We start from the raw sequence: 20,432 nt of genomic DNA, 5'->3' as shown, positions 1-20,432 counted from the left end.
AAATCCATCGCTGGAACTCGCCCTGGAAAAAACCAGGCGAGGGACGCCAGACGCCCCTCGCGTTTTGCGGTATCAGGTCGCGCTTTGGCCTTCGGCCAGGTAGAACCAGGTTTCGAGCACCGAGTCCGGGTTCAGCGATACGCTGTCGATGCCCTGCTCCATCAGCCATTTGGCCAGGTCTGGGTGATCCGAAGGGCCCTGACCGCAAATGCCGATGTACTTGCCGGCCTTGTTGCACGCCGCGATGGCGTTGGCCAGCAGCTTCTTGACCGCAGGATTTCGCTCATCGAACAGGTGGGCAATGATGCCCGAATCACGGTCCAGACCCAACGTCAGCTGGGTCAGGTCGTTCGATCCGATGGAGAAACCGTCGAAGTATTCGAGGAACTCGTCGGCCAGGATGGCGTTGGACGGCAGTTCGCACATCATGATGACGCGCAGGCCGTTGTCGCCACGGGCCAGGCCATTTTCAGCCAGCAGGTCGACCACTTGGCTGGCCTCACCGAGGGTACGTACGAACGGCACCATGATCTCGACGTTGGTCAGGCCCATTTCGTTGCGCACGCGCTTGAGTGCGCGGCACTCGAGTTCGAAGCAATCGCGGAACGCCTCGCTGATGTAGCGCGAGGCCCCACGGAAGCCCAGCATCGGGTTTTCTTCTTCGGGCTCGTACAGCTTGCCGCCGATCAGGTTGGCGTACTCGTTGGACTTGAAGTCCGACAGGCGAACGATCACTTTCTTGGGATAAAACGCCGCTGCCAGGGTGCTGATGCCTTCGACCAGCTTCTCCACATAGAAACCGACCGGGTCGTCATAACCGGCGATGCGCTTGTCGACGCTGTCCTTCAGGTCGGCCGGCAGGCCGGCGTAGTTGAGCAATGCCTTGGGGTGCACGCCGATCATGCGGTTGATGATGAACTCCAGGCGGGCCAGGCCTACACCGGCGTTGGGCAGCTGGGCGAAGTCGAAGGCGCGGTCCGGGTTGCCGACGTTCATCATGATCTTGAACGGCAGCTCAGGCATGGCATCCACTGAGTTCTGCTTGATGTCGAAGCCCAGTTCACCCTCGAAGATGAAGCCGGTATCGCCTTCGGCGCAGGAGACGGTCACGCCCTGCCCATCTTTGAGAATCTGGGTAGCGTTGCCGCAACCGACGACCGCCGGAATACCCAGTTCACGGGCAATGATGGCCGCATGGCAGGTACGCCCGCCACGGTTGGTGACGATGGCACTGGCACGCTTCATGACCGGTTCCCAGTCCGGGTCGGTCATGTCGGAGACCAGCACGTCGCCTGGCTGGACCTTGTCCATCTCGGACACGTCGTTGATCACGCGGACCTTGCCGGCGCCGATGCGCTGGCCGATGGCGCGGCCTTCGACCAGCACGGTGCCCTTCTCTTTCAGCAGGTAACGTTCCATGACGTTGGCGCTGGCGCGGCTCTTCACGGTCTCAGGGCGGGCCTGGACGATGTACAGCTTGCCGTCGTCACCGTCCTTGGCCCACTCGATGTCCATCGGGCGCTGATAATGCTGCTCGATGATCATCGCCTGCTTGGCCAGCTCAACGACCTCGTCGTCGGTCAGGCAGAAGCGGGCACGCTCGGCGCGATCGACTTCGACCGTCTTGACCGAACGACCGGCCTTGGCTTCTTCGCCATAGACCATCTTGATCGCCTTGCTGCCCAGGTTGCGGCGCAGGATGGCCGGACGGCCAGCCTGCAGGGTGTGCTTGTGTACGTAGAACTCGTCAGGGTTGACCGCGCCCTGGACCACGGTTTCACCCAGGCCGTAGGCACCGGTGATGAACACGACGTCACGGAATCCCGACTCGGTGTCCAGCGTGAACATCACGCCGGCGGTGCCGGTTTCGGAACGGACCATGCGCTGCACGCCAGCCGAGAGTGCGACCAGCTTGTGGTCGAAGCCCTGGTGCACACGGTAGGAGATGGCACGGTCATTGAACAGCGAGGCGAACACTTCCTTCGCAGCACGGATCACGTTGTCCACGCCGCGGATGTTGAGGAAGGTTTCCTGCTGGCCGGCGAACGAGGCGTCTGGCAGGTCTTCGGCGGTGGCCGAGGAGCGCACGGCCACGGCCATGTTGTCGTTGCCATTGGCCATTTCGGCGAAGGCGGTACGGATCTCGGCATCCAGACGCGCCGGGAATTCGGCTTCCATCACCCACTGGCGAATCTGCGCGCCGGTCTTGGCCAGGGCGTTGACATCGTCCACGTCCAGGGCATCGAGCGCCGCATGGATGCGGTCGTTGAGCCCACTTTGCTCGAGGAAATCACGGTACGCCTGAGCCGTAGTGGCAAAGCCGCCCGGCACGGACACGCCGGCACCGGCAAGATTGCTGATCATCTCGCCCAGGGATGCGTTCTTGCCCCCCACATGCTCCACATCATGGACGCCGAGCTTTTCGAGGGAAACTACGTACTCTACCAAGGTGATCTCTCCACTAGCTGTATTGGAAAAGCTCAACGGCGCCCGCCTGTCTTCTTGACTGGGCCGGACGCATGTGGCCTGTACCTGGAAAATAAGTGAGAATGCCGACAGCCGCATTCGGCAAAGCGAACTTATCATAATCAAGAAACGTCATCATCACTAAGGCCCCGATCGCAAATGAAACGAACCGCGTTCTTCATCTCCGACGGCACCGGCATCACTGCCGAGACCCTGGGCCAGAGCCTGCTCGCGCAGTTCGAGAGCATTCCTTTCAGCAAATTCACCCGGCCCTACATCGACTCCCCCGAAAAAGCGCGCAACATGGTTCAGCAGATCAATGCGGCGGCCGAGCGCGACGGCATGCGGCCGATCATCTTCGACACCATCGTCAACCAGGACATCCGCGAGATCCTCGCCACCTCCAACGGGTTCATGATCGACATCTTCTCCTCGTTCCTGTCCCCGCTGGAGCAGGAGTTGACCGCCCATTCCTCGTATTCGGTGGGCAAATCCCACTCCATTGGTGGCAATTCCAACTACATGGAGCGCATCGAGGCGGTGAACTTCGCCCTGGACAACGATGACGGCGCTCGCACCCATTACTACGACAAGGCCGACCTGATCCTGGTGGGTGTGTCCCGTTGCGGCAAAACCCCGACGTGCCTGTACATGGCCATGCAGTTCGGCATCCGCGCGGCCAACTACCCGCTGACCGAAGACGACATGGAGCGCCTGCAACTGCCGGCGGTGCTGAAAAAGCACCACAGCAAGCTGTTCGGCCTGACCATCGACCCCGACCGGCTGACCGCCATTCGCCACGAGCGCAAGCCCAATAGCCGTTACTCGAGCTTCGCCCAGTGCGAATTCGAGGTGCGAGAAGTCGAGAGCCTGTTCCGCCGCGAGAACATTCCCAACATCAATTCCACGCATTTTTCGGTGGAAGAAATATCGGCCAAGATCCTGGTGGAGAAGGGTGTGGAGCGGCGGTTCAAGTAAGGCAGTGGCGGGCTTGGTCTGGTGATGTCGTAGGGTTTGAGCGCAGACATCGTGAGCAACGCCTGTCTCTATCGTTGGCTTATGGGTGCTGCTCGGTGCCGGCGGCGGGCATCAGCGGCCTCGGTACTTGAGTTCTGCATCACAGATCACTGGGGCCGCTGAGCGCCCCGTTGACCGTCATTCCATAACCAATCGCCCAACACCTCACCCACAAAAAAGCCCCGGCATTACGGCCGGGGCTTTTTCATTTCAGCAATGACTCAGGACGGCATTACAGTCGCCTGCCCGCTCATGGCCAGATCGACCAGTTCGCGGTTGGCCACTGCATACATCGCGTAGTCATGGCCCGAGGCGCTGCGCAGGTCATCGAGCATGGCGCGCCAGCGCTCCACCATCACCCGATGCTGCTCGGCCCACAGCGCGACGCGGGCATCCATGTCCTGCGGTGCATCGGCCATCTGCAATACCGAGATGGTGATGGCGCGTTGTTGCAGGTCGATGTCGTCGCGGAAGGCTTCCCGGGCCAGGGCCTGCCAGTTGTTCTCCACCGGCAGATTGCTGATTTCCTGCAAGTACCAGGTCAGGTCAAGCGCGCTGCCCACGGCGAAGAACGCCTTAGCCACCTGCGCCGGCTCGTGACCGGTCACATCAGCCGCCTCGATGATCGGCAGCAAGGTGTACAGATGGCTGGTACCGGCCACCATGCGTGCCAACAGCTCCTGCACCCCCGCATCGACGAAGCTCTGGTAGCGCACCATCCAGCGTTCGCGGGTCGGGCCTTCGAGCAGTTCGTCGAGCTTGAGCCCAAGCTGGGCGATCTTCGGCCCAAAGTGGGCGCAATCACGGCCAGCGTCTTGCTCATTGCGACGGCTACGCAGGAACCAGCGCGTGGCTCGACGACCCAGGCGCATCAGTTCGTCCATCAGGGTCAGCTGGATCTCGGCGGGGACCTGGTAATCCAGCGCCTCGATCTGACGGAACCAGTGCGGCAGGTGGAAGATGTCGCGCACGATCACGTAAGCCCCGGCCACGTTGGCAGGGCTCATGCCGGTCGATTCCTTCAACCGCTGCACGAAGGTGATGCCCATGTTGTTGACCAGGTCGTTGGCGATCTGGGTGCTGACGATCTCGCGCTTGAGGCGGTGGCGGCGCATGGAGTCGGCGAACTTGCTGACCAGCGACGGCGGGAACGCGGTTTCCATGTCACGGGTCAGGTAATCGTCGTCCGGCACCTGGGACTTGAGCAACTGCTCCTTCAAGTCGATCTTGCTGTAGGAGATCAGTACCGAGAGCTCTGCACGGGTCAGGCCCTGGCCGGCGGCGAGGCGCTCGGCCAGCTGTTCCTCGGAAGGCAGGAACTCGATGGCCCGGTCAAGCTTGCCACGGGCCTCGAGGTCGGCCATCAGGCGCTTGTACTCGGCAATGCGCTCGCGCACGCGACGCGCTGCCAGCGACAGCGCCTGGGTCTGCTTGTAGTTGTTGCCCAGCACCAGGCCGGACACTTCCTCGGTCATGCTACCGAGCAGCTGGTTGCGCTGCTTCTCGGTCATGTCACCACCCTGCACAACCTCGTTGAGCAGAATCTTGATGTTGACCTCGTGGTCGGAGCAATCCACGCCGCCAGCGTTGTCGATGAAGTCGGTGTTGGTGGCGCCGCCGTGCAGGCCGAATTCCACCCGGCCAAGCTGGGTCATGCCCAGGTTGCCGCCCTCGCCTACCACCTTGCAGCGCAGCTCGTTGCCGTTGACACGCAAGGCGTCGTTGGCCTTGTCGCCAACGTCGGCGTGGCTTTCGCCACTGGCCTTGACGTAGGTGCCGATGCCACCGTTCCAGAGCAGGTCAACGGGTGCCTTGAGCAGTGCATTGAGCAGCTCGGTGGGCGTCAGGCGGTCGGCCTCGATGGCGAAGCGTTCCTTCATCTGCGCCGTGATGGCGATGCTCTTGGCGCTACGCGGGAAAATGCCACCGCCTTCGGACATGATGCTGGTGTCGTAGTCGGTCCACGCCGAACGCGGCAAGTCGAACAAGCGCTTGCGCTCGGCAAAGCTGGACGCCGGCTCGGGGTTGGGGTCGATGAAGATATGCAGGTGGTTGAAGGCCGCTACCAGTTGCAGCTTGTCGGACATCAACAAGCCATTACCGAAGACGTCGCCGGCCATGTCGCCCACACCGATCACCGTGATCGGATCTTCCTGCACGTTGATGCCGCGCTCACGGAAGTGACGCTGCACGCCGACCCAGGCACCGCGGGCGGTGATGCCCATTTTCTTGTGGTCGTAGCCTGCCGAGCCACCCGATGCGAAGGCGTCACCCAGCCAGAAGCCATAGTCGATGGCGATGCCGTTGGCGATGTCCGAGAACGTGGCGGTGCCTTTATCGGCCGCCACGACCAGGTACGGGTCGTCATCGTCGTGACGCACCACGCCGACCGGCGGCACGACGCCACCGTCCTTGAGGTTGTCGGTAATGTCGAGCAACCCCGAGATGAAGATGCGGTAGCACGCCACGCCCTCTGCCGCGATCTCGTCACGCGTGCCACCCAGTGGCAGACGACGTGGCAGGAAACCACCCTTGGCGCCGACAGGTACGATTACCGAGTTCTTCACCTGCTGCGCCTTGACCAGGCCCAGCACCTCAGTGCGATAGTCTTCCTCGCGGTCCGACCAGCGCAGGCCGCCGCGCGCAACGTTGCCAAAGCGCAGGTGCACACCCTCGACCCGAGGGGAATAGACGAAGATCTCGAACTTGGGCACCGGCTTGGGCAGTTCGGGCACAAGCTTGGGGTTGAACTTGAAGCTGAAATACGACTTGTTTTGGCCGTTGGCATCGAGCTGATAGAAGTTGGTGCGCAGGGTGGCCTTGATCAGGTCCAGGTAGCGACGCAGGATGCGGTCCTCGTTGAGCACCTGCACCTCGTCCAGCGCATTGAGGATCGCTTGCTCAAGGCGCTGCTGCTTATCCTCGAGGTCGTCCTGGGTCAGCTTGCGGGCCAGGTAGAAACGCGTCTTGAACAGGCGGGTAAGCTCGCGCGCGATGTCGGTGTGGTTGTTTAGCGTGCTGGCAATGTAGCCCAGGTCGAAGCCCAGACGGATTTGTTTCAGGTAGCGTGCATAGGCACGCAGCAATGCCACGTCGCGCCACGGCAGGCCCGCGGTCAGCACCAGGCGGTTGAAGGCATCGTTTTCGGCATCGCCGCCGACGATGTGGATGAATGCATCCTGGAAGGTGTCATTGAGCTCCTGGATGTTCAGGCTCAGGCCTTCGCTGTAGGTGAAGGCGAAGTCGTGAATCCAGTATTCGCGGCCATTGGCGTGGCGCAGTCGATAGGGGAACTCTCCCAGCACGCGCAGGCCGAGGTTTTCCAGAATCGGCAGTACGTCCGACAGCGCCAGAGGGGTGTCGGCGTGGTACAGCTTGCAGTGCAGGGTGCGCTCGCCAACCCGCGTGAGCGGCTGGTAGAAACTCATGGCCAGTGGCTTGCTTTCCGACAGGGCCAGCACATGCTGCAGGTCCACCACCGCCGAATGGGCGGCGAAGCGCTCGCGGTAGCCAGCCGGGAAGCCTTTGGGGAAATCGGCCAGGATGTTGGTGCCTTGGGCTTCGCCGAAGTTCTCCACGACCAGCGCCGAGAAATCGTCCTGCCAGGAACGGCAGGCCTGGATGACTTCACGCTCGAGCTGCTGCGGGTCGATGTCGATACGGTTCTTCGGGTCCACGCGCAGGATCAGCTGCACACGGGCCAGTACCGACTCGGAGAAGAAGGTCCAGAACTCGCAATCGCTGGCCTTCAGGCGTTCCATCAACACCTGCTGGATTTTCTGCCGAACCTCGGTGGAATAGATTTCACGCGGTACATAGGCCAGGCAATAGCAGAAGCGCCCGTACGGGTCTTTGCGCAGGAAGACGCGAATCTTGTTGCGCTCCTGGATCTGCACGATGGACATGACCGTGCTGAACAGCTCATCGACCGGCGTCTGGAACAGATCGTCGCGCGGCAGCACCTCGAGCACCTGCGCCAGTTCCTTGCCCAGGTGAGCCTTGGTATCGAAGCCGGAACGGCGCTCCACTTCGGCGACCTTGACCCGGATGTAGGGGATGGCGTGCACGCTTTCGCCATACACCGTGGAGGTGTAAAGGCCCATGAAGCGGTGTTCCTTGAGCACGTTACCCGAGGCATCGAGCTGACGGATGGACACGTAGTCAGGGTAGCCCGGGCGGTGTACCCGGCTTGGCAGCGCAGCCTTGGCGAAGGAGAGCAGCAGCGGCTCGGCCAGGTAGGCCACGGCGTAGTCTTCGATGCGCAGCTCTTCGGGGGTCAAGCCAACGCGCAGGCGACGCGGCAGCCCAAGGAACGACTGCGCGTCGTAAACCATCTGGCCACCGGCCTGATCGGCCTGGACGGTGAACTCTTCGTATCCCAGGAAGGTGAAGTGGTTGTCCAGCAACCACTCCAGGAACGCCTTGACCTCGCCCTTTTCGTGCTGGGCCGGCCCGTACGGGGTCTGCTCGACCAGCGCCACGACTTCACGCAGCTTGTCCTTCATCGGCTCGAAATCATCGACCGCCACGCGGACCTCGGCCAGCACCTGCTCGATTTCCCGAGCCAGCACGCTCAGCTCCGCAGCGTTGGCGCAGCGATCGATCTCCAGGTACATCAGCGACTCGTGCCCAACCCCTTCACCGTGGGTACCCTTGGGCAGCAGCTCCAGCAATTCGCCCTTGGCGTTGCGGCGCACGCTCAATACCGTGGTCTGCAGCGTATGAATGCTGTAGCCACGGCGGTTCAGCTCGGTGCGGACCGAGTCCACCAGAAACGGCAGGTCATGGTGCAGCACCTCGACGACCGTGTGGGTCGACTGCCAACCGTTGCGTTCGTAATCGGGGTTGTACACGCGCACCTGCGGGTGCTCGGGGTCGAAACGCTCGACGATGCGCCAGGCCGACAGGGTGCAGCCGGCCAGGTCGGAAAGCCTGCGCTGGGTGAGTTCGTCCAGAGAGATGATGCCGAAGAACTGTTCGGCGAACAGCGCCACTTGTGGCAGGGACTGTTCGCTGATGTGCTGCGCCAGGGCCGCTTGCAGTTGATGCTGGAAGTCGGCTTTGCTGGCCGCGGTGAAGAACGCCATCTGTGGTACTCCGCTTGGGCTTTGTAATAGTTGAAGCGTCGCTGCGTGCGCCGTGCCGGGATCAACGATAGACGATTGCAGGCAGGGCGAACGATGAAAACCAGGCGTTGAGCGTGCGCATGCACGCCCAGGACTGGGCGAAGCTTAACGACTGACCGGTCATCAAGGCTTGCAGCGCTGCGACAATTTCGTTCAAGGGGCGGTAACTTTACGTTTATGCATGTAAGCAAGACTGTCAGAATTCCCTTCCGTTTCCTTTGATCCGAGCCCGCCATGCAAATCGACACCGCCGTGCTGTTCGCCACCCCCTGCGATGAAGAGGAGGACAACATGGCCACCCTGTGCTGCCACAGCGACAAAGGCCAGATGTTCCTGCTGACCCGCTACCCCGACGAAGACACGGTCGACCTGACCCTGGATGATGAGCCCTCGACCCTGGACGGCTTGAAAGTGACCTTGAGCGCAACTGGCCTGTTGATCGAAGTGGCGGCAGGTGACCGGGACGCCTTGCGCGGTGATGAGGTGCTTCAGATCAACCTGACCAGCACGCTGAGCGATCTGGACGAGATCAGGCAAACCTTGGAAAACATCCTGAGCGGCACCGGCACGTTCATCTGCGAACTCTAATCCACCGATCACTGCGCAGGCTTGCCACAGGCCGCAGGGGCTAGGCCAGTGCGCGCTGCATCGCCTGCGCCTGCTCGCGCAGTGTCTGACAGAACGGCTCGACCGCCGCCGAGGCCGGCCGGTGGTCTGGCCTGACCAGCATCACCTGGTAGGCGATCGAGATCTCCAGCGGCCTGATGGGCAAACCACTCTGGGCCGCCTCCAGCCCGCTCAGGGGGTTGATGATGGCGACGCCCAGGCCCTGCCTGACCATGGCGCACACCGAGGCGGCGCTGGTGGTCTCGATGACCGTGCGACGGTTCACCCCGGCCGCGCGAAACTGGTGGTCCAGACGCTGGCGATAGGTGTCCAGGCTGGCCAGGTTGATGAAATCGATCTCATGGAAGTCCGCCAGGCTCAGCCGTGACCTGGCCTGCAACGGATGGTGCTCAGGCAGCACGCAGACCATGTTGGCGCTGAACAGCAATTCCCCGCTCGCCCCGCGGGGTATCTGCGCGACCTCCGTCAGGCCCAGGTCGTGCTGCTGGGTGGCCAGGGACTCTTCCAGCAGTGGTGACTCCTGGGCCACGATGCTCACGCTCACCCCAGGGTGCTGTTTGTGGAAACGCTGGCAGACCTTGGGCAGTAGCGTCTGCGAAAACAACGGCAGGCAGGTGACGGCCAACTGGCCCTGCTGAAAATTGCGAATGGCCTGGGCAAAACGGTCGATGCGCTCAAGGCCTACATACGCCCGCTCTACTTCATCGATCAGCAGCAACGCCTGGGCGGTGGCTTCCAAGCGACCGGCCGTGCGTTCGAACAGATGCAGGCCGGTCACGTGCTCTAGCCGCGCCAGCTCACGGCTGATAGTCGGCTGCGAGGTGAACAGCAGACGCGCCGCGCCCGTCACGCTGCCCGAGACCATGATGGCGCGGAACACTTCGATGTGGCGGGCGGAGAGTTTCATGGCAGCACCGATGGTATTCACAGGTCATATCAGGTCTGAATGGGTGGCGCAAAAATAGCTATTTTTCTGAATCGAGTCTATGGGCCATGCTCGCTACTTCCCCCTGTCCCGAGTCCTTCGATCATGAACCATCCTTACGCTGTGCTTGCCGACGCCGTTCGCCAGCACGGTTCACCCCTGTGGGCCTACGACGCCGCCACCATCATCAGCCGGATAGAACAGCTCAAGCCATTCGACACCGTACGCTTCGCCCAGAAGGCCAACCCCAACCTGCAGGTATTGCGCTTGATGCGCCAGCACGGGCTGGTGCTCGATGCGGTGTCGCTCGGGGAAATGGAACGCGCCTTTGCAGCCGGCGCCAGTGTGGCGGGCGAGCCTGCGGGGGTGGTGCTGACTTGCGACGTGCTGGACCGCGCCACCCTGGCGCGCGCGGTCGCGGAAAAGATCGAAGTCAACGCAGGCTCCATCGACATGCTGCGCCAGTTGGGCGAGCACTCGCCAGGGCACCGTGTCTGGCTGCGCATCAACCCAGGGTTCGGCCATGGCCATAGCCGCAAGACCAATACCGGGGGCGAGAACAGCAAGCATGGCATCTGGCACGAGGACCTGCCGCAGGCGCTCGCCTGCATCCGGGCCCATCGCCTGCACCTGGTAGGCGTGCACATGCATATCGGCTCTGGCGTTGACTACTCCCATCTGGAACAGGTGGCTCGTGCCATGATCGAGCTGATCGTGCGCCTGGACACCGACATCGAAGCGTTCTCGATCGGCGGTGGGCTCTCGACGCCATACCGCGATACCGACACGCCGGTGGACCTGCAGCGCTATGCGCAAACCTGGGCAGTGGCACGGCAGGAAATCGAAGCCGTGCTCGGCCACCCGGTGCGCATGGAGATCGAGCCAGGGCGTTTTCTGGTAGCCGAGTCGGGCTATCTGGTGACCGAAGTCCGTGCCGTCAAGCAGGTGGGCCGCAACACATTCGTGCTGGTCGATGCTGGCTTCAACGACCTGATGCGTCCTGCGATGTACGGGGCCTACCATGCCATGACCCTGCTCGATGCCGACGGCCACCTCGTAGACCGCCCGCGGCAACCGACCGTGGTCGCCGGCCCACTGTGCGAATCGGGGGACGTGTTCACTCAGGATGAACAGGCGCTCTGCCCTCAGGACTTGCCCCAGGCCGTGGTTGGCGACTTGCTGGTGATTCACGATGCCGGTGCCTACGGCGCCTCCATGTCGTCCAACTACAACAGCCGGCCTTTGCTGCCAGAGGTGATGATCGAAGGCCAAGCCGTACGCTTGATCCGCCGTCGGCAGACCATTGACGCGCTACTCGCGCTTGAGGCCGGCTTGTAACTTCCAATTCCCTGCATGCCGACCGCCATGGCGAGCCGGCATTGCGGGGATAGACCACCCAGTGCTCCCCACACACTTCGCTCGTTAATAGAATGTGAACTGTGAAAACCAAATAGCTCGCAATAAATTCTTATCTTTTCCTAGAATCAAGCAATTCAGTCACATTCAAACCGCACACTACCCCACCCTTTGCAACCTCCACACACGATCCCCCTTTACAATTGGATCCATTCCAACGATGGATCCCCCACATGCAGACACTCGAAATGGATTACGCCCCCGGCGATCACGTCGCCAGCCACTGCCACGCCCACGACCAACTGATCTACGCGGCCAGTGGCATTGTGCATGTGAGTACCGATTCGGGAAGCTGGGTGATCCATGGGGGTAATGCGTTGTGGGTGCCGGCCGGCGTCAGCCATGCCATTGTCATGGAAGGCGTCGTCAGCATGCGCTCCCTGCTGCTGACGCCCCATGTCGGCCACTGCCAGGTGATCGTGGTGACGGGGTTGCTGCGTGAATTGATCCTGGCAGCCTCGCGAATGCTCGGTGTCCGGGAGGGCGAGCACGTACGGGCGCTCATTCTCGGCGAGCTCGCCCATGCAAGGCGCATCGACACGTTCGTTGCAATGCCGACGCACGCGCGCCTGAGGGCCTGGTGCGAGCGCATGCTGCGGTCACCCGCCGAGGCGCATTCGCTTGAAGAGTGCGCCACTGCGCTGAACATGAGCACGCGCAATGTGGCCCGGCTGTTTCAGCGCGAGTTGGGCATGTCCCACGGCCAGTGGCGCGCTCGGGCGCGGGTGATGCTGAGCCAGCAGTGCCTGGCGGCAGGCCGTCCGATCATCACCGTGGCGCTCGAACACGGCTACCAGAGCCCAAGCGCCTTTGCAGCCATGTTCAGGCGTATTCTGGGATACGCGCCCAGCGACTGGCAGGACGGGAGCGCACGCCCCCGCTGAAGCGGTCCGAATTGTCCCGCTGGCGCGCACGGTTGTCCCGCTTGCGGCAGCCTTGACCTGACCGGTCTCGCTAACGTTGCATCATGACTGACAAGCGATGTTCATGATGCCCACTTCGTTGATGATCCCCTCCCCCGTACAGCTTTGCGCTGTGCTGACGTTCGGCCTGCTGGCAGGTTGCACGCACCCTGTCGCCTCCGAACAGCCCCCTGCGGCCATGCGGGTCAACCCTTTGGCCGAGACCCAGGCCGGGGTTAGCGCGCAGCCTTTGCCCGAGCGCTGGTGGCAGTTGTACCAGGACCCGCAACTCGGACGCTGGGTGGAGCGCGCATTGGCCAACAACCAGGACCTGGCCCAGGCCGAAGCCAACGTGCGGGCACTGCTGGCTGGCATCGGCGAGTTTGAGGCGCAGCGCCTGCCTGCTACCTCGCTGGGTATTGCTGCAACCTACGGCAGGGACAGTGACGATCAGACCCTGGCCCAGGCCCGTGACAGCCATGCTTCCGCCTCCTGGCACTTCAATCCGGGCGTGGCGCTGGCGTATCAGGTGGACGTGTGGGGGCAGGTGCAAGCCCAAATCGATCGCGCCAAGGCGCAAGCGCAGGCTGCGAACGCCGCGCACGATGCCGTGAGACTGCTGGTGGCCGCCCAGACCAGCCGTGCCTACATCGAACAATGCGTCTACACCGCCCGCCTGAGCCAGGCCAGGCAAGCCCTGCGCACCCTTGATCGCAGCCTGCTGTTGAGCGACCGCCAGCGTCAGGCCGGCATCGCCACGGCGCTGGACGGCGAGCGGCTGCTCGGCCTGCGTGAACAGGTGCGCGCCCGGATACCTGTTTTCGAGGCGCGGCGCCAGGTGGCGCTGTTCGAGCTGAGCACCCTGGCCGGTGACGCCACGGTTGATCGCACACACCCCTGCGCTGCCATCCCTTCGCTCACGGCAACGCTGCCCACAGGCGATGGCTGGCACCTGCTCGAACGGCGCCCCGACGTACGCCAGGCTGAACGAGCGTTGGAAGCCGCCGGCCTGGAAACGGACATCGTGCGCGCCGACCTGTACCCCAAGGTTCTTTTTGGCGCCCAACTGGCTAGCGCTGACCGTCACATCAGTGGCCTGGGGGCTAGCCGCGCCATCACCTTTGGCGTCGGCCCATTGATCAGCTGGGAATTTCCCAACCTGAAAGCCAACCGCGCCCGGTTGGGCAAGGCCCAGGCTTTGCAGCAGGCCCAGCGCGCTCACTACCGCAGCGTGGCGCTCAAGGCCCTGAAGGATGTGCGCCAGGCTTTGGCCCGCCATGCCGGCGAGCAGCAGCACCTGTCTTCGCTGCAGGCTGCGCTCGAGCACAGCCAGCGCGGCTTCGCCCTGGCACAGGCCAGCTACCGTGCGGGCACCCAGGACGGGCTGGCCCTGCTTGACAGCGAACGCGAGCTGATCGCCCTGCATGACCAGCTCCTCGAGGCGCGCGGCAAGGTGGCCAGTGCCCAGATCGACCTGTTCCGCGCACTGGGCGGCGGGTGGTGAAGCCGCCACGCCCAAGGCTCCGCCGACGCTTGCAAAGCGCAACCGCCTCCACTGGACAATGGAACCCCACCATGAACGCTGCTGCACAAACGCACCCCTCAACCCCGACTGCCGAGCAGGCGACCCTTCGCACACGACGGCGGTTGCTCTATAGCGCAGCCGCATGCCTGGGCGTGCTGGCGCTACTGGCGCTCGCTGGCTACTGGTTCTCCACCGGGCGCTACCTGGAAAGTACCGACGACGCCTACATCCGCGCCGATTGGGTTGCATTGAGTTCGCGCGTGGCGGGCTATGTGGCAACGGTGGAGGTCGAAGACGACCAGCCGGTTGAAGCCGGCGCTGTGCTGGTCCGGTTGCAGGATCGCGATTACCAGGCCCGCAGGGATCGCGCGCGCGCTGCCGAACATCAGGCGCAGGCGGCCATAGACGCGGCGCGGGCTCGCCGCGAGCTGGCCGTGCAGCGCATCGAGCAGCAGGCGCAGGCCACCCTCAAGGCCGAGGCCGCCGTGCACAGTGCCAGCGCCGAACGTCGTCGCAGCCAGCTGGACCTGCAACGCTACCAAGGCCTGGTACGCGACGAGGCAGCCACGACCCAACGGCTGGAGCAGGCGCTGGCCGCTGCCAACCAGGCCAAGGCTGTCGAGCAAGGGGCGAAGGCAGCATGGCGGGAACAACAGGCGCAGCAACGGATGGCCAAGGCCGGCGCTGCCCAGGCCAAGGCTGACCTGCAGCAGCACCTGGCCGCCTTCGAAAGCGCCAGGGCCGAACGCCGACTGGCCGAACAGGACGCCCAGGACACCGTGCTGCGCGCACCGGTGGCAGGCGTGGTGGGCAAGCGCCACGTGCGTGCAGGGCAATACGTGGTGCCGGGCCAGCCGTTGTTGGCAGTGGTGCCGGTCGCGCAGGCCTATGTCGTCGCCAACTACAAGGAAACCCAGTTGGCTCGGATGCGCCCAGGGCAGCCTGTACAGGTACAGGTGGACAGTTTCCCTGGCCAGGCATTCGAAGGTCACGTAGCAAGCTTCTCGCCGGCCTCGGGCAATGTTTTCGCGTTGCTGCCGTCGGACAATGCCACAGGCAACTTCACCAAGATCGTCCAGCGTTTTGCGGTGCGCATCCTGCTCGACCTGCCCGTAAACGGGCCGCAGATACTGCCCGGCATGTCGGTGGTGACCACCGTCGACACGCGCACGCCGGAGCCTGCCGATGCGCGCTGAACAACCGGTATCCCTGCGCGCCTGGGTGGCTGTGCTGGGCGGGCTGTTCGGCTGTTTCATGGCCGGCATGAACGTGCACGTCACCAGTGCCGCACTGCCCGAGATACGCGGCTCGCTGGGCGCCAGCTTCGAGGAAGGGTCATGGATATCCACCGCCTACCTGGTGGCAGAGATCGTGATGATCCCCCTGACGGCCTGGCTGGTGGAGGTGTTCTCCCTGCGCCGGGTGATGTGGACGGGCTCGCTGGTCTTCCTGATCGCGTCGGTGGCCTGTTCGTGGGCGCCGAACCTTGAAACCATGATCGTGATCCGGGTAATCCAGGGCGCCGCCGGCGCCGTGCTGATCCCGCTGTCGTTCCAGCTGATCATCACCGAACTGCCGGCCAGCCGAATGGCCATGGGCATGGCGTTGTTCAGCCTGGCCAACAGCGTGGCGCAGGCAGCGGGCCCTTCGATCGGCGGCTGGTTGACCGATGCGTACTCCTGGCGCTGGATCTTCTACCTGCAGCTGTTTCCTGGTATTGCCCTGCTGTGCGCCATTGCCTGGTCCATCGAGGCCAGGCCGATGAAGTTGCAGTTGCTGCGCCACGGTGACTGGCTCGGCATCGCCGCCATGGTGATTGGCCTGGGCGGGCTGCAGATCGTGCTGGAAGAAGGCGGCCGGTTGGACTGGTTCGGGTCTTCGTTCATTACGGGCATGACCGTGGTGTCAGCATTGGCCCTGGTGCTGTTCGTGACGACCCAGCTGTTCGGCCCGCGCGCGTTCATCAATCTGCGGTTGCTGGGCCGTTACAACTTCGGCGTGGCCAGCCTGGCGATGTTCATCTTCGGGGCGGCCACCTTCGGGCTGGTGTTTCTGGTACCCAACTACCTCTCGCAACTGCAAGGCTTCAGTGCACGGGACGTAGGTGTGGCGTTGATCGCCTACGGGCTCGTGCAGTTGCTGCTGGCGCCCTTGATGCCGCGCCTGATGCGGTGGACCAGCGCCAAGTTCATGGTGGCCAGCGGGTTCCTGATCATGGCGCTGGGCTGCTGGATGGGCGCCAGCCTGACGGCCGACAGTGCCGACAATGTGATCATCCCCTCCACCGTGGTACGGGGTATCGGCCAGCCGTTCATCATGGTTGCGTTGTCCGTGCTGGCAGTGGCCGGGCTGGACAAGCGCGAGGCCGGGTCGGCCTCGGCGGTGTTCTCGATGCTGCGCAACCTGGGTGGCGCCATCGGCACGGCTGGCCTGACCCAACTGGTGGCCACGCGCGAACGCCTGCACAGTGCGCGCATCCATGAGCATGTGACCGTGTTCGAGCCGCAACTGCACACACGCCTGGATCCGACCGTGCAGACATGGCTCTGGCATTCGCAGCAGTGGCTCGAAGGGTTGTCGGGCTCCATCCGCCGCGAAGCCTACCTGATGGCCTACAGCGATGCCTTCTACCTGGCTTGCCTGGCGTTGCTCGGCTGTGCGGTGGCAGCATTGCTGCTGAGGTCGCACAAGGGGTAATGAGGCGATGGCGGGCGCTTGGCTCGGGAGCGACGAACGGCTGGTACACTGGCGCCTTTGTACAACGTCCAGACAGGTTCTACCCATGCACCAAGCCCGCTATGCCACTGTGGCCAAGGACTTGATCGAGGCAATCGCCAGCAGCCGCTATCCGGTCGGGGGCTTGTTGCCCACTGAAATCGAACTGTGCGCGCTCTACGGTGTGAGCCGGCATACGGTTCGCGCGGCGGTCGAGCAGTTGCAGAGCCTGGGCCTGGTGTCGCGGCGCAAGCGCATTGGGACACGCGTCGAGGCGCGCCACCCTCAGATCGGCTACCGGCAGTCGATAGCGAGCCTGGCAGAGCTCTCGCATCATCTTCAGGCACCCGTGCGTCAGATTCGCGCTGTTCGCCAATTCGTGGCTGCCCCTGACGAGGCCGAGCGACTGGGGCTGGTGCCAGGGGAACAGTACTTCTGCATCGAGGCGTTGCACAGTACCTCTGCGGGCCACCCCTTGGTGGTGTGTGCAAGCGCCGTCTATGCCCAATCCGACTACGCGCAGGTGATCGAACTGGCCCAGGCACATCCCGAGCAGTTGATCGCCCGCCTGATCGAGCAGCACTACGAGCGGGTGATCGCCGTGATCGACCAGCACGCTCAGGCACAGTCACTGACCCTTGACCAGGCCCGTGTATTAAGTGCCGAGCCGGGGGCACCGGCGCTGTGCGTGGTGCGCCACTACCGCGAGGAAAACGGCGACCTGATGGCGGTCTGCGAAAACCTCTACCCCGCTGATCGCTACAGCCTGGTCAACCAGTTACGTCGCGACCGCATGCCCGCAAGCGCCGCGGCTGTCCCCCCAGCGTTCTGACGCCCCCCAGTACACCCATTGGAGATCCACTCGCATGGCAGCAGAATCGACACGGATGCTTACCGTAGGTGAGGTGGCTCGCCGCAGCGGTATCGCGGTATCGGCACTGCATTTCTACGAAAGCAAGGGTTTGATCGCCAGCACGCGCACGGCTGGCAACCAACGCCGCTATCCGTCGCTGGTGCTGCGCACCCTGGCGATCATCAAGGTGGCCCAGCGCACCGGTATTGCCCTGGATGAAATCAAGCAGGCGCTGGGGCGCTACCCGCCCAACAGCAAGCTCACGGCAGCCCAGTGGGGCGAAATGTCCAGTGCGTGGCGAGAAGACCTGAACCAGCGCATTCGCCTGCTCCAGGCGTTGCGCGACAACCTGGACAACTGCATCGGCTGCGGCTGCCTGTCGCTGGAGCAATGCCCGCTACGCAACCCACAGGATGTACTGGGCGAGGAAGGCAGCGGGCCCAGGATCTTGGAACGGCACGTGCGTGAGGGCACGTAACCGCAGCAGGTGCACGGCGCGGTAGTATCTGGCGCCGCTTTGGTTGGAACCAATCGGCGGCGCTAACGCCCTAACCTTTTGCTATTTAACCAATCCCGTTAGCGAAAGGATGACCGAACCATGAAACGCGAACAGATCGAAGGTGTAGCAGAGAACATTGCGGGTAAAGCCCAGAGCGCTGTAGGCCGTCTGATCGACGATCCGGCCCTAGAAGCCGAAGGTGAAGGCCGTCAGGCTGCTGGCCAGGTGACCAAGACTTACGGCGATGCCGTGAACTGCGTCTCGTCCTTCGTCAAGGAAAAGCCGTTTGCTGCCGTGGCCATCGGTGCCGCGCTGGCCATGGTGGTGTCGCGTCTGCTGCGCCGCTGACCGAATGCATCAGGCCCACGCGGGTGCGTGGGCCTGATGGGCTTCAATGCAGGCTGAACTCAGTTATCCAGTTCATCCTTGACGATACGGCCATCTCGCGGGTCGACCTTGAACTCGTACTGCTTGCCGTCAGCTTTCATCCCCTCGCCTTCCCAATGACCGTCATCGGCTTCGATCTTGGTGATCTGGGTGTAGCCGGCGCCTTTGAGGGCAGCTTCGGCCTGATCCTTGTTCACTTTCCAGTCGGCGCCGGGCTGATCGGCCCAGGCAACAGAAGCGCCCATCGCGCCAACCAGGGCCAGGCCAGTGAACAGTCGAGTCATCGCTTTCATTGCAGGTTTCCTTCTTGGAGGGTGTGAACATGCGACCGACAGTCGGTACGCCGCGTTCATTCCAATCCTCCCAGTGCCGCACGGACGCGAGTGGCTCAGCGCCCTCAACCCGGCTGGCTGACCAGTGCATTACTGACACTGCGCCCGAGCACCAGCACCGTCACGAAACCGCAACCTACCAGTGCCGTGGCCATGCTCAGCAGCACGCCGGTGCCCAGGTGATCGACCACCTGCCCACCAAAGAACGACCCTACGGCGATGATGACCTGGAACATGGCCACGAACAGCGGCATGCCCCGCTCCACATCCTTGGGCGCGACCACGAACATCCAGATGTTCGCGCAGGCAGGAAACGCCCCGAAGGCAAAGCCCCATAACGCGATCAGCATCGCAGCGCCTGTCATGCCAGTGGCAAAGTGCGGGAACAGCGCCGTGCTCACGGCAATCAGCAGCGCCACCAGCAGCAAGGTATGCCGCACGCTGCGGTTGGCCGCAAAGCCTGCGAAGATATTGCCCATGAACCCCGCCACCCCGTAGAGCAGCAGCAATGAGCCAATGGTTGGGCCATCGAAGCCGGCGTTTTGCTTGAAGAAAGGGGCCACGTAGGTGTAGGCGGCAAAATGCGCCAGCCCGATCAGCAACACGGCAATCAGGCCCACGCGCGCCTGTGGATTGATGAACAACGCCGGCAGGTCGCTGATGCGAATGGCCTTCTCCGGCATCAACCGGGGCAGGAGCATGACCTGCGCCAACAGTACCGGCACCCCTACCACGGCAGTGACCAGGAACGTCATCCGCCAGCCCATCAGCCCGCTGAGCCAGGTACCCACCGGCACACCGATGACCGTGGCCAGGGTAACGCCGGCCATGATGATCGAGTTGGCCTTGGCCACCCCGACGCCATCGGGCGCCAGGCGGCTGCTCAAGGCAATAGCGGTCGCCCAGAAGCCACCGATACTCACCCCCAGCAGCCCGCGCCCCAGCAGCAACAGGTGAAAATTACCGGCAAACGCGACGATGGCGTTGGCCAGGATCATGATCAAGGTCAGGCCGATCAGCAGGTAGCGCCGGTCCAGGTTGCCGACACCGACAGAAATGGTCGGCGCCGCCAGGGCTGCCATGATGCCGGGCAAGGTGACCATCAGCCCGGCAAGGCCTGCACTGATGCCCAGATCGTTGGCGACGTCGTTCAGCACGCCGACTGGAAGAAACTCGCTGGTCACCAAGGCGAACGCGCCCACGGCCACGGAGAGAATGGCCAGCCACTGCTGGAGCAGGCTTTGCTGTTGGTGTTCGGGCAGACCACGAGGGGCCGGACTGACGCTTGGCATTGTGCACAATTCCATGACATGGCGCCTAAACGAGGCGCACGAGAGGCTAAATCAGGCCGCGAGTATAAAGAGCACGGGCCGCCAGGCGAGAGGCCGGCCGCTCGATAGTGGTTATCGCTGTGATCGATAGAGCGCAGGGCTCAGGGTTACGCGGGACTTGGAACGGCTTGGCCGGGGCGCCGGACTGGCCGCGATGGGCTGTGATGGGCAGCGCAGCAAACCCAGGATTTCAACGCTACGGCACTTATCCCGAGGACCGCGCTGATCTTCTGATAGGCCGCCCTTCAGATAAATTTCCAAGCCGCCATTGGTCGCCACCCCCTCGGATGGATTAAAGTATCAACCCTTGC

Annotated in this window: 16 protein-coding genes; 10 read left to right on the top strand and 6 right to left on the bottom strand. The window is 63.2% G+C overall.

Annotated elements, in window-relative coordinates; all coding sequences use genetic code 11:
• Positions 1-72: 72 nt before the first annotated feature.
• Positions 73-2,448 carry a phosphoenolpyruvate synthase gene (ppsA, locus tag PFU01S_RS17120; RefSeq protein ID WP_028688159.1) on the bottom strand — a complete coding sequence of 792 codons (2,376 nt, stop codon included), beginning with the start codon at positions 2,446-2,448 and terminating at the stop codon, positions 73-75.
• 177 nt (positions 2,449-2,625) lie between these two features.
• Here ppsA and ppsR point away from each other — a divergent pair, with 177 nt between their 5' ends.
• Positions 2,626-3,444 carry a posphoenolpyruvate synthetase regulatory kinase/phosphorylase PpsR gene (ppsR, locus tag PFU01S_RS17115; RefSeq protein WP_027916539.1) on the top strand — a complete coding sequence of 273 codons (819 nt, stop codon included), beginning with the start codon at positions 2,626-2,628 and terminating at the stop codon, positions 3,442-3,444.
• Positions 3,445-3,704: 260 nt separating this feature from the next.
• Here ppsR and PFU01S_RS17110 read toward each other — a convergent pair whose 3' ends face one another.
• Positions 3,705-8,570, bottom strand: coding sequence for an NAD-glutamate dehydrogenase (locus tag PFU01S_RS17110; protein WP_028688158.1), 4,866 nt, complete (start codon positions 8,568-8,570; stop codon positions 3,705-3,707).
• 61 nt (positions 8,571-8,631) lie between these two features.
• Complete coding sequence (locus PFU01S_RS22730; protein WP_255212324.1) at positions 8,632-8,766, bottom strand: hypothetical protein; 135 nt, start codon at positions 8,764-8,766, stop codon at positions 8,632-8,634.
• A 77-nt stretch (positions 8,767-8,843) separates the two neighbouring features.
• Between PFU01S_RS22730 and PFU01S_RS17105 the strand changes: the two genes are divergently transcribed.
• Entirely contained in the window at positions 8,844-9,197 is a 354-nt protein-coding gene (locus PFU01S_RS17105; RefSeq protein WP_027916537.1) for a hypothetical protein, read from the top strand.
• A gap of 40 nt (positions 9,198-9,237) precedes the next feature.
• Here PFU01S_RS17105 and PFU01S_RS17100 read toward each other — a convergent pair whose 3' ends face one another.
• Positions 9,238-10,143 carry a LysR family transcriptional regulator gene (locus PFU01S_RS17100; protein WP_027916536.1) on the bottom strand — a complete coding sequence of 302 codons (906 nt, stop codon included), beginning with the start codon at positions 10,141-10,143 and terminating at the stop codon, positions 9,238-9,240.
• Positions 10,144-10,266: 123 nt separating this feature from the next.
• Between PFU01S_RS17100 and lysA the strand changes: the two genes are divergently transcribed.
• The 8 genes from lysA to PFU01S_RS17060 all read left to right on the top strand — a co-directional run bounded on the left by lysA (position 10,267) and on the right by PFU01S_RS17060 (position 18,419).
• Positions 10,267-11,499: a diaminopimelate decarboxylase gene (gene lysA, locus PFU01S_RS17095; RefSeq protein ID WP_028688157.1), complete on the top strand. Its 1,233-nt coding sequence runs from the start codon at positions 10,267-10,269 to the stop codon at positions 11,497-11,499.
• A 251-nt stretch (positions 11,500-11,750) separates the two neighbouring features.
• Complete coding sequence (locus PFU01S_RS17090) at positions 11,751-12,461, top strand: AraC family transcriptional regulator (RefSeq protein WP_027916534.1); 711 nt, start codon at positions 11,751-11,753, stop codon at positions 12,459-12,461.
• A gap of 106 nt (positions 12,462-12,567) precedes the next feature.
• Positions 12,568-13,983, top strand: coding sequence for an efflux transporter outer membrane subunit (locus tag PFU01S_RS17085; protein ID WP_028688156.1), 1,416 nt, complete (start codon positions 12,568-12,570; stop codon positions 13,981-13,983).
• Between the two features lie 71 nt (positions 13,984-14,054).
• Positions 14,055-15,200 (top strand): HlyD family secretion protein, encoded by a 1,146-nt coding sequence (locus PFU01S_RS17080; RefSeq protein ID WP_028688155.1) that lies wholly within the window; start codon positions 14,055-14,057, stop codon positions 15,198-15,200.
• The gene (locus PFU01S_RS17075) at positions 15,190-16,701 is read left to right on the top strand and encodes an MDR family MFS transporter (RefSeq protein WP_028688154.1); all 1,512 of its coding nucleotides are present in this window, start codon (positions 15,190-15,192) and stop codon (positions 16,699-16,701) included. Before PFU01S_RS17080 ends, PFU01S_RS17075 begins: the two co-directional genes overlap by 11 nt.
• Before the next feature lie 85 nt (positions 16,702-16,786).
• Entirely contained in the window at positions 16,787-17,551 is a 765-nt protein-coding gene (locus PFU01S_RS17070) for a GntR family transcriptional regulator (RefSeq protein ID WP_027916530.1), read from the top strand.
• A gap of 34 nt (positions 17,552-17,585) precedes the next feature.
• Complete coding sequence (gene soxR, locus PFU01S_RS17065; protein WP_033695215.1) at positions 17,586-18,050, top strand: redox-sensitive transcriptional activator SoxR; 465 nt, start codon at positions 17,586-17,588, stop codon at positions 18,048-18,050.
• A 120-nt stretch (positions 18,051-18,170) separates the two neighbouring features.
• Positions 18,171-18,419 (top strand): CsbD family protein, encoded by a 249-nt coding sequence (locus tag PFU01S_RS17060; RefSeq protein WP_023533700.1) that lies wholly within the window; start codon positions 18,171-18,173, stop codon positions 18,417-18,419.
• Between the two features lie 59 nt (positions 18,420-18,478).
• Here PFU01S_RS17060 and PFU01S_RS17055 read toward each other — a convergent pair whose 3' ends face one another.
• Together PFU01S_RS17055 and PFU01S_RS17050 are read right to left on the bottom strand one after the other, a co-directional pair.
• Complete coding sequence (locus tag PFU01S_RS17055; RefSeq protein WP_027916528.1) at positions 18,479-18,751, bottom strand: PepSY domain-containing protein; 273 nt, start codon at positions 18,749-18,751, stop codon at positions 18,479-18,481.
• A gap of 104 nt (positions 18,752-18,855) precedes the next feature.
• Positions 18,856-20,082 carry an MFS transporter gene (locus PFU01S_RS17050; protein WP_028688153.1) on the bottom strand — a complete coding sequence of 409 codons (1,227 nt, stop codon included), beginning with the start codon at positions 20,080-20,082 and terminating at the stop codon, positions 18,856-18,858.
• Positions 20,083-20,432 lie beyond the last annotated feature (350 nt).

The sequence above is a fragment of the Pseudomonas fulva NBRC 16637 = DSM 17717 genome, assembly GCF_000730565.1.
Classification (GTDB): Bacteria; Pseudomonadota; Gammaproteobacteria; order Pseudomonadales; family Pseudomonadaceae; genus Aquipseudomonas; species Aquipseudomonas fulva.
Note: the sequence above shows the minus strand (reverse complement) of the source record. Positions and strands in the feature narration are given on the sequence as shown.

What these genes read in the sequence shown, in the direction of transcription:
- ppsR (WP_027916539.1), top strand. Translation starts at nt 2,626, where the DNA reads ATGAAACGAACCGCGTTCTTCATCTCCGACGGCACCGGCATCACTGCC.
- PFU01S_RS17110 (WP_028688158.1), bottom strand. Translation starts at nt 8,570, where the DNA reads ATGGCGTTCTTCACCGCGGCCAGCAAAGCCGACTTCCAGCATCAACTG.
- PFU01S_RS17105 (WP_027916537.1), top strand. Translation starts at nt 8,844, where the DNA reads ATGCAAATCGACACCGCCGTGCTGTTCGCCACCCCCTGCGATGAAGAG.
- PFU01S_RS17100 (WP_027916536.1), bottom strand. Translation starts at nt 10,143, where the DNA reads ATGAAACTCTCCGCCCGCCACATCGAAGTGTTCCGCGCCATCATGGTC.
- lysA (WP_028688157.1), top strand. Translation starts at nt 10,267, where the DNA reads ATGAACCATCCTTACGCTGTGCTTGCCGACGCCGTTCGCCAGCACGGT.
- PFU01S_RS17090 (WP_027916534.1), top strand. Translation starts at nt 11,751, where the DNA reads ATGCAGACACTCGAAATGGATTACGCCCCCGGCGATCACGTCGCCAGC.
- PFU01S_RS17085 (WP_028688156.1), top strand. Translation starts at nt 12,568, where the DNA reads ATGCCCACTTCGTTGATGATCCCCTCCCCCGTACAGCTTTGCGCTGTG.
- PFU01S_RS17080 (WP_028688155.1), top strand. Translation starts at nt 14,055, where the DNA reads ATGAACGCTGCTGCACAAACGCACCCCTCAACCCCGACTGCCGAGCAG.
- PFU01S_RS17075 (WP_028688154.1), top strand. Translation starts at nt 15,190, where the DNA reads ATGCGCGCTGAACAACCGGTATCCCTGCGCGCCTGGGTGGCTGTGCTG.
- PFU01S_RS17070 (WP_027916530.1), top strand. Translation starts at nt 16,787, where the DNA reads ATGCACCAAGCCCGCTATGCCACTGTGGCCAAGGACTTGATCGAGGCA.
- soxR (WP_033695215.1), top strand. Translation starts at nt 17,586, where the DNA reads ATGGCAGCAGAATCGACACGGATGCTTACCGTAGGTGAGGTGGCTCGC.
- PFU01S_RS17060 (WP_023533700.1), top strand. Translation starts at nt 18,171, where the DNA reads ATGAAACGCGAACAGATCGAAGGTGTAGCAGAGAACATTGCGGGTAAA.
- PFU01S_RS17055 (WP_027916528.1), bottom strand. Translation starts at nt 18,751, where the DNA reads ATGAAAGCGATGACTCGACTGTTCACTGGCCTGGCCCTGGTTGGCGCG.
- PFU01S_RS17050 (WP_028688153.1), bottom strand. Translation starts at nt 20,082, where the DNA reads ATGCCAAGCGTCAGTCCGGCCCCTCGTGGTCTGCCCGAACACCAACAG.